The organism is Staphylococcus sp. URHA0057 (genome assembly GCF_000620265.1).
In the GTDB taxonomy this organism is placed as follows: domain Bacteria; phylum Bacillota; class Bacilli; order Staphylococcales; family Staphylococcaceae; genus Staphylococcus; species Staphylococcus pasteuri.
On sequence record NZ_JHVS01000006.1, the window covers coordinates 175,408 to 191,993 of the forward strand.

Consider the following 16,586-nt stretch of genomic DNA (forward strand, 5'->3'; position numbering starts at 1 on the left):
TTTAATTCATTAAGCGAATTTTATAGTGAACTAAATAGCTTACTTTCTTTAAGTTTACAAATCAATTCCTAATAAGAAAGTATCCAATAATTTCGCTCTAAAGTGTAGTATGTTAATATGAATAGGTCGTAAAAAGTTAATCTTTTGATTCCGACTTGCAAATATTAGGATTTTTCGAGTATTCTAGTATCATAAGTAAATAATGAGGTGTTCATGTGAAGAAAAGTAGTAGACTGATTGCATTCTTACTACTGGTAGTCCTTCTGTTCGCAGGTATGGGTCTTACATACAAGAATGTAATTAAGAATGTTAACTTAGGCCTTGATTTACAAGGTGGCTTCGAGGTACTTTATCAAGTTGATCCATTACATAAGGGTGATAAAATTGATAAAAATGCGTTGCAATCAACAGCGCAAACCCTAGAAAACCGTGTTAACGTATTAGGTGTTTCTGAACCTAAAATCCAAGTTGAAGATCCTAATAGGATAAGAGTACAACTTGCAGGGGTTAAAGATCAGAAAGAAGCAAGAAAGATTTTATCATCTCAAGCTAATTTAACGATTCGTGATGCAGATGATAAAGTTAAATTAAGCGGTGCATATATTAAACAAGGGTCTGCTAAGCAAGAATTTAAACAAAATACAAATGACCCAACAGTTACTTTTAAAGTCAAAGATAAAAATAAATTTAAAAAAGTAACTGAAGAAATATCTAAAAAGCAAAATAATGTGATGGTTGTTTGGTTAGACTTCAAAAAAGGCGATAGCTATAAAAAAGAAGCTAACAAAAAAGATCCTAAATTCGTATCAGCTGCAAATGTTGATCAACCAATTAATTCCGACAGTGTAGAAATTTCTGGTGGATTCCATGGTCAAGAAGGCGTTAAAAAGGCTAAGCAAATTTCAGAGCTATTAAATGCCGGATCTTTACCAGTTGATCTTAAAGAAATTTATTCTAACTCAGTAGGAGCAGAATTTGGTCAAGACGCTTTAGATAAAACAATCTTTGCTTCAGTAGTTGGGGTAGCACTAATTTACCTATTTATGTTAGGTTTCTATAGATTACCAGGTTTAGTGGCAATTATTGCATTAACAACATATATTTATCTAACTCTAGTAGCATTTAACTTTATATCAGGTGTCCTTACATTACCTGGTCTAGCAGCGTTAGTATTAGGTGTCGGAATGGCAGTAGATGCTAATATCATCATGTACGAGCGGATTAAAGATGAGTTGAGAATAGGTAGGACGCTTAAACAAGCATATTCCAAAGCAAATAAAAGTTCATTCTTAACTATCTTCGATTCAAACTTAACAACTGTAATTGCCGCAGCAGTATTATTCTTCTTCGGTGAAAGCTCAGTTAAAGGTTTCGCGACAATGCTGTTACTTGGTATATTGATGATCTTCGTAACTGCAGTATTCTTATCTAGATTACTATTATCATTACTTGTTTATTCAAATCTATTTAAGAAAAAATTCTGGTTATTCGGTGTTAAGAAACAAGATAGACATGATATTAGTGAAGGTAAAGATGTGCATGATTTAAAAACTTCATTTGAAAAATGGAATTTTGTTAAATTAGCTAAACCACTCATTAGTTTAAGTATTTTAATCGTTGTTGTAGGTTTGGTTATTCTGTACATTTTCAAATTGAACTTAGGAATTGATTTCTCTGCAGGTACGCGTGTTGATTTACAATCAAAAGAACCGCTAACACAATCGAAAGTTGAAAAAGTAGTGAAAGAAGTTGGATTAGAAGCAGACCAAATTCAAATTAATGGATCTGGTAGTAAAAATGCGACAATTCAGTTCAAACAAGATTTATCTCAAGCAAAAGATAATCAGTTAAGTGACAAGATGAAATCTGAATTTGGTGATACACCACAAATCAATACAGTTTCACCACTGATTGGACAAGAATTAGCCAAAAATGCAATGCTTGCATTAGTTTATGCTGCATTAGGTATTATTATCTATGTGTCACTGCGATTTGAATGGAGAATGGGATTATCTTCTGTTTTAGCATTATTACATGACGTATTTATCATAGTTGCTGTATTTAGTTTATTACGTTTAGAAGTTGACTTAACGTTTATCGCAGCAATTTTAACGATAGTTGGTTATTCAATTAACGATACAATTGTTACGTTTGACCGTGTACGTGAAAACCTTCATAAAATTAAGGTCATCACTACATCAGAACAAATCGATGATATTGTTAATAGATCAATTAGACAAACAATGACACGTTCAATTAATACCGTATTAACAGTAGTCGTTGTTGTTGTGGCAATCCTTTTATTAGGAGCACCAACAATATTTAATTTCTCATTAGCATTATTAATTGGATTAATTTCAGGTGTATTCTCATCTGTATTCATTGCTGTTCCTCTATGGGGAATTATGAAAAAACGTCAATTGAAAAAATCATCTAATCATAAACTAGTTGTTTATAAAGAGAAAAAATCAAATGATGAAAAAATAGTAGTATAATTAACTAAAGGTTGAGCATAAATGTTGGATATAATCTGCAATAGATTTTCCCAACAAAGGCTCAACCTTTTTATTTTCTTCAATTTTAGATATAATGACATTTGGAAATGAGGAAGGTTACTTATGATTAAATCTAAATATAATTGGAATTTAAATAACCCAACTGAATATATAACTGATGATATTGTTAAACGATTAAAACTATCACCTATTATTAAGAAAATTTTAGAAAGTAAACATATTGTTGACGAAGAAGGCATTCAACAAACACTAAATGGTGTGGAAATAGATCATGAAACCTCTCTTTTAAGTGATATCGACAAAACAGTTGAACGAATTAATCAAGCCATCGATAAAAATGAACGCATTCTTGTGTATGGAGATTATGATGCTGATGGCGTTACTTCTACAACAATATTAGTACATACACTTCAAAAGTTAGGAGCTCAAGTAGGATGGTATATTCCAAACCGTTTTACAGAAGGATATGGACCTAATGAAATGGCCTTCCAAAATGCCTATGATGAAGGCGTATCACTAATTATTACAGTGGATAATGGTATACAAGGTCATAATGAAATTAAAATGGTACAAGATTTAGGTGTAGATGTGATTGTGACCGATCATCATGAAATAGGTCGTACCTTACCTGAAGCATATGCTATCGTACACCCAATGCATCCAGAATTTGATTATCCATTTAAATATTTATGTGGTGCAGGAGTAGCATACAAACTAGCACAAACATTGTTAGATAATGTACCAAATTATTTTAAAGTGTACGCTGCGATTGGAACAATTGCGGATTTAGTATCTTTAACAGATGAGAATCGTTCGATTGTTCAAAATGGATTGCGAGTGATGAATGAAAGTTGTCCTATAGCAATAAAAGCGTTATTGAATCAAGCAAGTTTCAATGATGAAATTTCAGAAGAAACAATAGGGTTTATTATTGGTCCAAGATTAAACGCAGTAGGAAGATTGGAGGATGCATCTTTAGCTGCTGAGCTATTGATGTCAGATAGTCCAGAAGAAGCGGAATTCTTGGCAGAACAAGTAGAGCATTTTAATCAAGAACGTAAAGATATTGTCGTTTCTATAACAGAAGAAGCACTTGCAATGGCAGAAGACTATGTTAAGCAAGGTCACCAATTTCTATTGTTAGCTAAAGAAGATTGGCACGAAGGTGTATTAGGTATCGTTGCTTCTAAAATTGTAGAGACATATAGTTTGCCAACGTTAATATTAAATATTGATTATGAACAAAATCATGCTAAAGGGTCAGCAAGATCAATTGAACAAGTATCAATGTTCGAAATATTAAGTGCGCACCAAGATTTAATTAGCAAGTTTGGTGGCCATCATATGGCTGCAGGAATGACGATGGACATTGATAATATAGATGAGTTACGCACTGGCTTAAATGATTGGATGGCGCGTTTAAGTGAAACAACATCGCTAGAGCCAAGTAAGAATGTTGATGTATTACTAGATGAATCTGATATTACAATTAAAAATATTAGAGATATTCAAAAATTAAGACCTTTTGGTACGGATTTCACTTCTCCGTTATTTGAAATAAGAGATATTGCTATTAAATCTCTTAAAGCAATAGGAAAAGAACAGAATCACTTAAAAATGACATTAGGTGAATCAAATTTAGTTTCATTGTTTTGGCAAAATGGCGCATATGCATCTCAATTAGAAATAGGTCAACCTGTAAATTTAATTGGTAATCTTCAAATTAATGAGTGGAACGGTAATCAAACACCTCAATTTATGGTTCAAGATATTGCTATGGATACATTGCAAATATTAGACTACCGAAGTAAAAGTAAAAATACAGATTTCTTAAATAATGATGAAACTACTGCTTTTATGATTCAATCAAAAGCCCAAAAATTAAATGAAAATGAATTTTATTATGGTGAAACTGTACCTGATCATTTTGATAAAATGGTATTAAGAGATTTACCCATGACGCTTGATGAGCTAAAACTTACTTTACAACAAACACAAATCTCTCAGGTTTATATCGTATTCCAACATAAAGCTTCAATTTATTTTGAAGGTATGCCTAGCAAAGAATTATTTAAAAAATGTTATAAAGCTTTAATTAATAAAAAAGAAATGAATTTAGCAACTGAAGGTATGATGTTATGCGAATTTCTCAATATTAAAGCAAATATACTAAAATTTATGTTAAAAGTATTTTTAGAATTAGGATTTATTAACGAAGATGATGGTATAATAACGATTGCGACTCAACCTAGTAAACAGGACATAGAATCAAGTCAGATGTATCAAAGTAGGTTGTCTAGAATAGAAGTTGAAAAATTATTATTATACGATGATTTTACGCATTTAAATCAATGGATAAAATCACATTTGGGAGATAATTATTAGGAGGAAATTTTAAAATGGATTTAAAACAATATGTATCTGAAGTTCCAGATTGGCCGAAACCGGGAGTTAGTTTTAAAGATATTACAACAATTATGGATAATGGTAAAGCTTATGGTTATGCCACAGACCAAATTGTAGAGTATGCAAGAGAAAAAGACGTGGACGTAGTAGTTGGACCAGAGGCTCGCGGATTTATTATTGGTTGTCCTGTAGCATATTCTATGGGTATTGGATTTGCACCAGTTCGTAAAGAAGGAAAGTTACCTCGCGAAGTTATCAAATATGAGTATAACTTAGAATATGGAACAAATGTCTTAACAATGCATAAAGATGCTATTAGACCAGGACAAAGAGTATTAATCACTGACGATTTATTAGCCACTGGTGGTACTATCGAAGCTGCTATTAAACTTGTTGAAAAATTAGGCGGCATCGTAGTTGGCATTGCATTCATTATAGAATTAAAATATTTAAACGGTATTGAAAAAATTAAAGATTATGATGTAATGAGTTTAATTTCTTACGATGAATAGTATTAATTTAAAACTTGTAAACTAAAGAATATAAGCTAGTTCTCACACTTATTAACATATTATCGTTAATAATATGATATATGAGAACTAGTTTTTTGCATTTAAGGAATTAACGGACCAGTCAAATGTATTTATATAAACAGTGAAGATAAAATTAAGGTAGGGTTGCTTTACAATATAATTGAGATTCATTTATTTATTCAAAAAATTGTAGTATCATATAGCTAATATTATATTTTAATTCATGATAGATAGCTTATCAGTGCCTCTAAATTTTGATAAAATGAAAACAATTCAAAGTTGTTGAGTCACATGGCTATTTTGTTTTCTTTTTAAATTTAAGCCATTAGTTACATTTAATGATTATTTATTATATAAAGTCATTTTAATGTTTTTTAGATAAGCCTTTACTAAATGAGTTAGTTAAAAATTAATTTGCATAAATTCTTATCATCATTTTTAATTTTAGGGCATAATACATAACAATCGATAATAAAGTTCAGAGATAGAAATATAATCAATAAGTGGGGTGTCTATATTGAATAACGAGTATCCTTATAGTGCTGACGAAGTGCTTTACAAGGCAAAGTCCTATTTAAGTGAAAGTGAATATCAATATGTTTTAAAAAGTTATCATATTGCTTATGAAGCACATCAAGGGCAATTCAGAAAAAATGGCCTGCCATATATCATGCATCCTATACAAGTAGCGGGAATTCTTACTGAAATGAGATTAGACGGACCCACGATAGTTGCAGGTTTCTTACATGATGTCATTGAAGATACGCCGTATACATTTGATGACGTCAAAAATATGTTTAATGAAGAAGTTGCAAGAATTGTAGACGGTGTTACAAAATTAAAAAAAGTAAAATATCGTTCTAAGGAAGAACAACAAGCAGAAAATCACCGTAAATTGTTTATAGCCATTGCCAAAGATGTGCGTGTTATTCTAGTTAAATTAGCAGATAGATTACATAATATGAGAACGCTTAAAGCAATGCCTAGAGAAAAACAAATTAGAATTTCTAAAGAAACCCTAGAAATTTATGCCCCATTAGCTCATAGACTAGGTATTAATACAATTAAATGGGAATTAGAAGATACTGCCTTAAGATACATTGATAGCGTGCAATATTTCCGCATCGTTAATTTAATGAAGAAAAAACGTAGTGAACGTGAAGCATATATTGAAAATGCTATTGGTCAAATTCAAGGTGAAATGGATAAAATGAGTATTTTTGGTGAAATCAACGGTCGACCAAAGCATATATATAGCATTTATAGAAAAATGATGAAACAGAAAAAGCAATTCGATCAAATATTTGATCTACTTGCTGTACGAATCATTGTTAATACTATTAATGATTGTTATGCAATTTTAGGTCTTGTACATACGTTATGGAAACCTATGCCAGGACGTTTTAAAGATTATATAGCAATGCCTAAACAAAATATGTACCAATCATTACATACAACTGTAGTTGGTCCTAATGGCGATCCGCTAGAAATACAAATTCGTACTTACGAAATGCATGAAATTGCTGAACATGGTGTAGCAGCACATTGGGCATACAAAGAAGGTAAAACTGTAAATGAGAAAACACAGGATTTCCAAAATAAATTAAATTGGTTAAAAGACTTAGCTGAAACAGACCATACGTCATCTGACGCACAAGAATTTATGGAATCTTTAAAATACGATTTACAAAGTGATAAAGTCTATGCATTTACACCTGCAAGTGATGTTATAGAATTGCCATATGGTGCGGTACCAATTGATTTTGCATATGCGATTCATAGTGAAGTAGGAAATAAAATGATTGGTGCTAAAGTAAATGGAAAAATCGTACCAATTGATTATATTCTTCAAACTGGTGATATCATTGAAATTAGAACCAGTAAACATTCTTATGGACCAAGTAGAGACTGGCTAAAAATTGTTAAATCATCAAGCGCTAAGAGTAAAATTAAAAGTTTCTTTAAAAAGCAAGACCGTTCTTCAAATATTGAAAAGGGCAAATTCATGGTTGAAGCGGAAATTAAAGAACAAGGATTTAGAGTTGATGATATTCTTACTGAAAAAAATATAGAAGTAGTAAATGAAAAATATCATTTTGCAAATGAAGATGACTTGTATGCTGCAGTTGGTTTTGGTGGTGTAACTGCAGTTCAAATTGTTAATAAATTGACTGAACGTCAAAGAATATTAGATAAACAAAAAGCACTAAACGAAGCACAAGAGGTAACTAAATCTGTACCAATAAAAGAAGATATTATCACTGATAGTGGTGTTTATGTTGAAGGACTAGAAAATGTTCTAATTAAACTATCAAAATGTTGTAATCCTATACCAGGTGATGATATTGTAGGTTATATCACCAAAGGTCACGGTATTAAAGTGCATAGAACAGATTGTCCTAATATAAAAAATGAAACAGAAAGATTAATTTCGGTTGAATGGGTTAAATCAAAAGATTCGACCCAACGTTATCAAGTTGATCTTGAAGTTACTGCATATGATCGTAATGGTCTATTAAATGAAGTGTTACAAGCAGTCAATTCAACTGCAGGTAGTTTAATAAAGGTTTCTGGCCGTTCCGATATTGATAAAAATGCAGTTATTAATATTAGTGTCATGGTTAAAAATGTAAATGATGTTTACCGTGTAGTTGAAAAGATTAAACAGTTAGGTGATGTATATACTGTTACAAGAGTATGGAACTAGAACTTAAGAGGTGCAAAGAAAAATGAGAGTAGTTGTACAAAGAGTTTCAGAAGCTTCTGTATCAAATGACAACATTCACAATTCTATTAAAAAGGGTTATTGCTTATTAGTAGGTGTTGGTAAATCATCAACAGAAGCTGATGTGCAAGCAGTTGCCAAGAAGATTGCGAATGCTAGATTATTTGAAGATGAAAATGACAAACTGAATTTTAATATTCAACAAATTGAAGGAGAAATATTATCTATTTCACAATTCACTTTATATGCTGATGTGAAAAAAGGTAATCGACCTGGCTTTTCAAATTCTAAATCACCTGATGAAGCAAATGAATTATATGAATCGTTCAATGAGGCATTAAGATCATATGGATTAAATGTGAAAACAGGTGAATTTGGAACACATATGAATGTAGAAATATATAATGATGGTCCTGTTACAATCATTTATGAGAGTCAGGATGGCAAAGTAATATGAACAACTTGAGTAAATGGTTAACTAAAAGTTGGCAAAATAATCGCCTTACATTTATTGTTGTCATTTGTTTTGTGTTGTTTCTAATATTATTATTTATGTTCTTAAATTATAATGATGAAGATAATGGCACAATATCTATTACTGAAAGCGCAGAGTTGAGAACAGGACCAAATGCTGCTTATCCTGTTATCTATAAAATTGAAAAAGGCGATACCTTTGAAAAGATAGGTAAATCTGGGAAATGGATTGAAGTGAAGAATAAAGCTGGAGACAAAAAAGGTTGGGTTGCTGGTTGGCATACTAACTTAAATATCCATGCCGATAATTCTAAAAAATCTAATCCATTAAAAGGGAAAACGATTGTACTTGACCCTGGTCACGGTGGACGTGATCAGGGAGCTTCAAGTAATACTTCCTCAAAAAGTTTAGAAAAAGTATATACATTAAAAACTGCAAAAGAGTTAAAAGCATTACTTGAAAAAGAAGGTGCTCATGTAAAAATGACACGTTCTGATGATACATATGTGTCTTTGGATGATAGGAATATCAAAGGAGACGCTTTTATAAGCATACATAATGACTCGCTAGATTCCCCAAACGCTAACGGTGTAACTGTATATTGGTTACAAGATAACCAAGAATCACTAGCCCAAACACTTAGTAGTAGCATCCAAAAGAAATCCCTCCTTACAAATAAAGAAGCAAGGCAACAAAACTATCAAGTATTAAGACAAACGAATATTCCTGCAGTATTGTTAGAATTAGGTTATATTAGCAATCCAACAGATGAAGTTATGGTTAGAGATAAGTTACATAGACAAATTGTTGAAGAAGCAGTTGTTGACGGTCTAAAACAATATTTCTCATCATAGAACTTGCAAATCATTAGAAAACTCGTTATCATAATAATTGAATTATAAATAATAAACCGATTGTATTCTTGAAAGAATAAACAAAAGAGGTAGTATATAAATATATACGTAGAAATGTAACCCATAAGGCTGAAAGGTTACACTGAGTAGTTTATGACTTTGAACACAAGAAGAGGTGCTTTATTCCAAAGTAAAGCCGGGTAACGTACGTTAAACGTTTTGAGTGGATTTGAGACAATTATGTCTAAATCAATTAGGGTGGCAACACGGATATTCGTCCCTTGTGTAGTATTAAATACTATGCAAGGGCTTTTTTATTTAATTTTTTAAATTTATAACGAAATAAACGTGCTCAGTATTAGTAAAGGAGATAAAATATGATTAAAATTCCAAGAGGAACACAAGATATATTACCTGAAGATTCAATCAAATGGCGTTATATTGAGAACAAACTTGATCAATTAATGGAACTATACAACTATCAAGAAATTAGAACGCCTATTTTTGAAAGCACTGAACTTTTTGCTAGAGGTGTGGGAGATTCTACTGACGTCGTTCAAAAAGAAATGTACACATTTAAAGATAAAGGTGACCGTAGCATTACATTAAGACCTGAAGGGACAGCTGGTGTAGTTCGTTCTTATATTGAACATAAAATGCAAGGTAACCCAAATCAACCTGTGAAGTTATATTATAATGGTCCAATGTTCCGATATGAACGTAAACAAAAAGGTCGTTATCGTCAATTTAACCAATTTGGTGTTGAGGCAATTGGTTCAGAAAATCCAAGTATTGATGCTGAAGTATTAGCGATGGTTATGCATATATATGAATCTTTTGGTTTAAAACATTTGAAGTTAGCGATTAATAGTATTGGTGATAGTGATTCTCGTAAAGAATATAACGAAGCGTTAGTAAAACATTTCGAACCAGTTATCGGTGACTTTTGTCAAGATTGTCAATCACGATTACACTCTAATCCAATGAGAATATTGGATTGTAAAGTTGATAGAGACAAAGAGGCAGTTAAAAATGCTCCACGTATTACTGATTTTTTAAACGAGGATTCTAAAGCATATTATGAGCAAGTAAAAAAACATTTAGATGATTTAGGTATTCCTTACGTAGAAGATCCTAATTTAGTACGTGGATTAGATTATTATACTCATACAGCATTTGAATTGATGATGGATAACCCTAATTATGACGGTGCAATTACAACGCTTTGTGGTGGCGGACGTTATAATGGTCTTCTTGAATTATTAGGTGGACCAAGTCAAACAGGTATTGGCTTTGCATTAAGTATTGAAAGATTACTTCTAGCATTGGAAGAAGAAGGCATTGAACTAGATGTTGAAAATGAATTTGATTTATTTGTAGTAACTATGGGAGAAGCTGCAGATCGATATGCAGTTAAGTTACTTAATCAGCTACGTAAAAATGGTGTTAAAGCAGATAAAGATTATATGAACAGAAAAATTAAAGGACAAATGAAACAAGCTGACCGATTAAATGCGAAATATACTATTGTAATTGGTGATCAAGAATTAGAAAACAATCAAATTGATATTAAAAATATGGAAACCGGTGAATCTGAATCAATACAATTAGATCAAATTGTTGATTATTTTCATAAATAGAAAGGGAGTTTTAAAATGAGTAAGCGAACAACATATTGTGGATTAGTTACAGAGAACTTATTAAACGAAAAAGTAACTTTAAAGGGATGGGTTCATAACAGACGTGACTTAGGTGGATTAATTTTTATTGATTTAAGAGATAGAGAAGGTATAGTACAAATTGTGTTTAATCCAGACTTTTCTCAAGAAGCATTAAATATTGCAGAAACTGTTAGATCAGAATATATCGTAGAAGTACAAGGTGTAGTTACTAAACGTGATGCTGAAACAGTAAACCCTAAAATAAAAACAGGTCAAGTGGAAGTGCAGGTTGAAAATATTGAAATTATCAATAAATCTGAAACACCACCATTTTCAATTAATGAAGAAAATACAAATGTAGATGAAAATATAAGATTAAAATATAGATATTTAGATTTACGTCGACAAGAACTAGCACAAACTTTTAAAATGAGACATCAAACAACACGTTCAATTCGTCAATACCTAGATGAAAGTGGATTCTATGATATTGAAACACCAGTTTTAACAAAATCAACGCCAGAAGGTGCAAGAGACTATTTAGTACCTTCTCGTGTACATGATGGTGAATTTTATGCATTACCACAATCACCACAGCTATTTAAACAATTATTAATGATTAGTGGTTTTGACAAATATTATCAAATCGTAAAATGTTTCCGTGATGAAGATTTACGTGCTGACCGTCAACCTGAGTTCACTCAAGTCGATATAGAAATGAGTTTTGTTGATCAAGAAGATGTTATGGCTATGGGTGAAGAAATGTTACGTAAAGTCGTAAAAGATGTTAAAGGTATTGATGTTGAAGGCCCATTCCCACGCATGACTTATGAAGAAGCGATGAATCGTTATGGATCAGATAAACCTGATACACGTTTTGATATGGAATTAATTAATGTTTCACAATTAGGTCATGAAATGGACTTTAAAGTATTTAAAGATACAGTTGAAAACAATGGAGAAATAAAATCTATTGTAGCTAAAGGTGCTGCAGAACAATATACTCGTAAAGATATGGATGCATTAACAGAGTTTGTTAACATATACGGTGCTAAAGGATTAGCTTGGGTTAAAGTAACGGAAGAAGGTTTAACAGGACCTATTGCACGTTTCTTTGAAGACAAAGATGCTGAATTATTAAAATCACTTACTGATGCAGAAGCTGGAGACCTAGTTATGTTTGTAGCTGACAAACCTGAAGTGGTAGCACAAAGTTTAGGTGCATTACGTATTAAACTTGCAAAAGAATTAGGCTTGATTGATGAAACGAAATTAAACTTCTTATGGGTAACTGATTGGCCATTATTAGAATATGATGATGAAAGCAAACGTTATGTAGCAGCGCATCATCCATTCACATCACCTAAGAAAGAAGATATTGATAAATTAGATTCTGAACCTGAAAATGCCCAAGCTAATGCATATGATATTGTATTAAATGGATATGAATTAGGCGGAGGTTCTATTAGAATTCACAACGGTGAATTACAAGAAAAAATGTTTGAAGTATTAGGATTTACCAAAGAACAAGCGCAAGAACAATTTGGTTTCTTACTTGATGCATTCAAATATGGTGCACCACCACATGGCGGTATTGCGTTAGGTTTAGATAGATTAGTTATGCTATTAACTAATAGAACTAATCTTAGAGATACAATTGCTTTCCCTAAAACAGCGTCAGCTACTTGTTTATTAACAGATGCTCCGGGAGAAGTGTCAGATAAACAATTAGAAGAATTATCACTACGTATTAGACATTAATTGATAAACTATTAAGATTTATCGTTTATGTCTAATTATTGACTTAACAAAAATGATTAAAAAAATACGAAGTTGATTAATTCCTTTATCATGAGATTTGTGGTAATATAATGACATAAGATAGTCATCTGTGATGTTCGTAAGTTTGCTTTTTATTTGGGCCTAACACTCTTTGATCAGGGAGCCCAATAGGTTTTCATGCAGCGCACATGCCTCATTTGGAGGACTTGCAAAACATGAAACAGGGCACCCACCTGTATAAAACAGGCCGAATGATCAAGCTATTTATAACTACGGCATCTACGGACTCTATCGGTACGCAAGACTTAGGTCTTGCGTATTTTTATTTTTAAATTAAAATAATATATACATAACATAAAAGTAGATTGTTTAGTTAAAGGAGATTAAAATGAAACATCAATTTTCTAGAAATGAATTAGCTGTAGGACAAGAAGGACTTGAATTATTAAAAAGTAAAACAGTAGCCGTATTAGGCGTTGGTGGAGTAGGGTCTTTCGCTGCTGAAGCATTAGCCAGAACAAATATTGGTCATATCATTTTAATTGATAAAGATGATGTTGATATTACAAATGTCAATCGTCAAATTCATGCACTTACATCTACAATTGGACAAAGTAAAGTAACACTTATGGAAGAACGAATTAAGCAAATTAATCCAGACTGTAAGGTAACTTCACTACATATGTTCTACACTGAAGAAACTTATGAAGAGATTTTTAATAATTATGATATAGATTACTTTATTGATGCGAGTGATACAATTATTTATAAAGTACATTTAATGAAAGAGTGCCTTGAAAGAGGTATCGACATGATTTCCAGCATGGGTGCGGCTAATAAAATTGATCCAACTCGTTTCCAAATAGCAGATATTTCTAAGACACATACTGATCCAATGGCAAAGGTAATTAGAAATAGATTAAAACGACTTGGGATTCGTAGTGGAATTAAAGTCGTCTTTTCAGATGAAAGTCCGATAGTTATACGTGAAGATGTAAAAGAAACAGTTGGCGATAAAAATGCAATTAATAGAAAAGGGCAAATGCCACCATCATCAAATGCATATGTACCTAGTGTCGTTGGGTTAATATGTTCAAGCTACGTTATTAACGATATTTTAAAAGATATTCCATTGAGACGTATTAAAGATAAAGGACAATACTAATAATCGTATTAGGTATAAAATAAAAAGATAGCTCATTCATACGTAATTAATACGTTGAAGAAGAGCTATCTTTTTTGTTTATTTTGACTGATTCAATAAATTTTCATAAATGGCTTTAAATTGTTGTTCGCTTTTAGAGGTAGTTTTAGGTTCATAATAAATTCGATTTTTAAGTATATCAGGTAAATACTGTTGTACAACATGACCGTTTTCATAATTGTGCGGATATTTGTATCCAGTTGCACGTCCTAATTCTTTTGCACCAGCATAATGACCATCTTTTAAGTAATCGGGGATTTGACCTACTTTACCTTGTCTAATATCACTTAATGCTTTATCAATTGCAGATATACCTGAGTTAGATTTAGGTGATAAACATAATTCAATCACAGCTTGGCTTAATGGTATTCTTGCTTCAGGAAAACCTAAACGTTCAGCTGATTGAATTGCAGCTAATGTTCGGTGACCCGCATTAGGTGAAGCAAGTCCTACATCTTCATAACTTATAACTAAAAGTCGTCTTACAATTGTTGGTAAATCACCAGCTTCAATAAGACGTGCTAGATAATGTAATGCCGCATTGACATCACTACCCCGAATAGATTTTTGAAATGCACTCATAACATCATAGTGCATATCGCCATCTTTATCACTTACAAATGCACCTTTTTGTAAACAATCTTTAGCATCTTGCAAAGTTATATGACGTGATCCGTCTTTTTCAGAAGCACTTAAAACCGCTAATTCTAATGCATTTAATGCACTTCTAACATCGCCTTGACTCTGAGTTGAAAAGTATGTCATTGCATCCTCATCTACAATAGGAGAATAAGACTTAAGGCCTCTCTCTTTATCTTCTAACGCTCTATTCAAAGCGATATGAACATCATCATCGTTCAATGGATAAAGTTCAAAAATTTGAGCTCTAGAACGTATTGCTGGATTGATGGCATGATATGGATTTGAAGTTGTAGCACCAATCAAGACAATTTTCCCATTTTCTAAATGAGGTAATAGAAAATCTTGTTTTGCTTTATCTAAACGATGGATTTCATCTAATAACAAAATCACTTGTCCAGACATTTTTGCTTCATCAACAACCATTTGCATATCTTTTTTAGTGTTTGTTACAGCATTTAATTGTCTAAATTTATATTGAGTACTACCGGCAATAGCTTTAGCAATACTTGTTTTTCCTATTCCAGGAGGACCATAAAAAATCATTGAAGAAAGTCGTTTAGTATCAACCATCCTTCTTATGATACCTGTTGGTCCAACTAAATGTTGTTGTGATATAATTTCATCTATATTAGTAGGTCTCATCCTAGACGCTAAAGGTTCAGTATTCACATTTGTCACACCTTTCTAATATAATCTTAACGTAAAAAATGGTAAAATGGGAATAAATAATTCGAATTAAGTGAGGTTATACAATGAAAATATCAACAAAAGGGAGATATGGTTTAACTTTAATGATTTCTCTTGCTAAAAGAGAAGGACAAGGGTGTGTATCATTAAAAACCATTGCGGAAGAAAATAATTTAAGTGATTTATATTTAGAACAACTTGTGGGACCCTTAAGAAATGCTGGATTAATTCGAAGCGTTCGTGGTGCTAAAGGTGGTTATCAATTAAGACTACCATCAGAAGAAATTACAGCTGGTGATATAATCAGATTGCTAGAAGGGCCTATTACTTTTGTGGAAAGTATTGAATCAGAACCACCAGCACAAAAACAATTATGGATCAGAATGAGAGATGCAGTTCGTGACGTATTAGATAATACAACACTTCAATACCTAGCGGAATACAAAGAAACCGACCAAAACCTCGACGGTTATATGTTTTATATATAGGGACCCAGCAGAGAGAAACTGACGTGTCAGTTTCAACAAGCAAAGCCAGCTGGGCAAGGGACCCTTCACAAAGAAATTGGTAAAACCAATTTCAACGAGCAAAGCAAGAAGGGCAAGGGACCCACCAAAGAATTTTTCAAAAACATACATGAAACAGTGATTACCTATACTCTATAATCCGAATGTTACTTATAAGAAACAAAATGTATAATCTGAGTTTCTTATATAATAAGTCTTATCTTTCGAACCAAAATCTAAAAAAATATAAATTTTTTGGTTTTATATGTTTAGTTCTATAAACAAGTGGTATTTATGGAATATACATCACATAAGTTGTTGAATTAATTAAATTAACAACATATAAGATGTATTTAAGTTAAAATTAAACTTTTAACAAAATACAAATTTGTTCAAAATCGAAAGGAGCTTTTATTTATGGGATTCATGGATAAAGCAAAAGACGCAGCAGAAAAATTCAAAAACAGTGATAATGAGCAAGTAAACAAAGCGAAAGACACTATTAACGAGTATACTGATACTGGTAAAGGTGACAAAGATAAAAAAGAAGACAAAGACGATAAATAATCGTTTAAAATATTTTTTAGAGATAGCA

12 protein-coding genes and 1 other RNA gene are annotated in these 16,586 nt (G+C 31.9%); 12 read left to right on the forward strand and 1 reads right to left on the reverse strand.

What is annotated here, in order from left to right; genetic code table 11:
• The first annotated feature begins 215 nt into the window (after positions 1 to 215).
• From secDF to N524_RS0103895, 10 genes are all read left to right on the forward strand, one after another.
• Positions 216 to 2,495, forward strand: coding sequence for a protein translocase subunit SecDF (gene secDF / locus N524_RS0103855; protein ID WP_029055700.1), 2,280 nt, complete (start codon positions 216 to 218; stop codon positions 2,493 to 2,495).
• A gap of 123 nt (positions 2,496 to 2,618) precedes the next feature.
• Positions 2,619 to 4,901 (forward strand): single-stranded-DNA-specific exonuclease RecJ, encoded by a 2,283-nt coding sequence (gene recJ / locus N524_RS0103860; protein WP_029055701.1) that lies wholly within the window; start codon positions 2,619 to 2,621, stop codon positions 4,899 to 4,901.
• Positions 4,902 to 4,915: 14 nt separating this feature from the next.
• Entirely contained in the window at positions 4,916 to 5,434 is a 519-nt protein-coding gene (locus N524_RS0103865; protein WP_029055702.1) for an adenine phosphoribosyltransferase, read from the forward strand.
• Between the two features lie 538 nt (positions 5,435 to 5,972).
• Entirely contained in the window at positions 5,973 to 8,162 is a 2,190-nt protein-coding gene (locus N524_RS0103870) for a RelA/SpoT family protein (protein ID WP_037555535.1), read from the forward strand.
• A gap of 22 nt (positions 8,163 to 8,184) precedes the next feature.
• On the forward strand, positions 8,185 to 8,637 hold the full coding sequence (gene dtd, locus N524_RS0103875) for a D-aminoacyl-tRNA deacylase (protein ID WP_029055704.1): 453 nt from the start codon (positions 8,185 to 8,187) through the stop codon (positions 8,635 to 8,637).
• Positions 8,634 to 9,509, forward strand: a complete 876-nt coding sequence (locus N524_RS0103880) for an N-acetylmuramoyl-L-alanine amidase (protein ID WP_017637068.1) — start codon at positions 8,634 to 8,636, stop codon at positions 9,507 to 9,509. The genes dtd and N524_RS0103880 overlap by 4 nt, the downstream gene beginning before the upstream one ends.
• Before the next feature lie 377 nt (positions 9,510 to 9,886).
• Positions 9,887 to 11,149, forward strand: coding sequence for a histidine--tRNA ligase (hisS, locus tag N524_RS0103885; RefSeq protein ID WP_029055705.1), 1,263 nt, complete (start codon positions 9,887 to 9,889; stop codon positions 11,147 to 11,149).
• 15 nt (positions 11,150 to 11,164) lie between these two features.
• Positions 11,165 to 12,931: an aspartate--tRNA ligase gene (aspS, locus tag N524_RS0103890; protein ID WP_017637070.1), complete on the forward strand. Its 1,767-nt coding sequence runs from the start codon at positions 11,165 to 11,167 to the stop codon at positions 12,929 to 12,931.
• A 122-nt stretch (positions 12,932 to 13,053) separates the two neighbouring features.
• A non-coding RNA gene (gene ssrS, locus N524_RS13155) (6S RNA) lies at positions 13,054 to 13,244 on the forward strand.
• A gap of 96 nt (positions 13,245 to 13,340) precedes the next feature.
• Positions 13,341 to 14,117, forward strand: a complete 777-nt coding sequence (locus N524_RS0103895; protein ID WP_017637071.1) for a tRNA threonylcarbamoyladenosine dehydratase — start codon at positions 13,341 to 13,343, stop codon at positions 14,115 to 14,117.
• 78 nt (positions 14,118 to 14,195) lie between these two features.
• On the opposite strand, the gene N524_RS0103900 is transcribed toward N524_RS0103895, so the two are convergent.
• Positions 14,196 to 15,467, reverse strand: coding sequence for a replication-associated recombination protein A (locus tag N524_RS0103900; protein ID WP_017637072.1), 1,272 nt, complete (start codon positions 15,465 to 15,467; stop codon positions 14,196 to 14,198).
• 83 nt (positions 15,468 to 15,550) lie between these two features.
• Here N524_RS0103900 and cymR point away from each other — a divergent pair, with 83 nt between their 5' ends.
• Together cymR and N524_RS13365 are read left to right on the forward strand one after the other, a co-directional pair.
• A complete protein-coding gene (cymR, locus tag N524_RS0103905) occupies positions 15,551 to 15,973 on the forward strand; it encodes a cysteine metabolism transcriptional regulator CymR (protein WP_017637073.1) in 423 nt (140 codons plus the stop codon).
• Positions 15,974 to 16,408: 435 nt separating this feature from the next.
• A complete protein-coding gene (locus N524_RS13365) occupies positions 16,409 to 16,558 on the forward strand; it encodes an SAS049 family protein (protein WP_002451815.1) in 150 nt (49 codons plus the stop codon).
• The last annotated feature ends 28 nt before the right edge of the window (positions 16,559 to 16,586 follow it).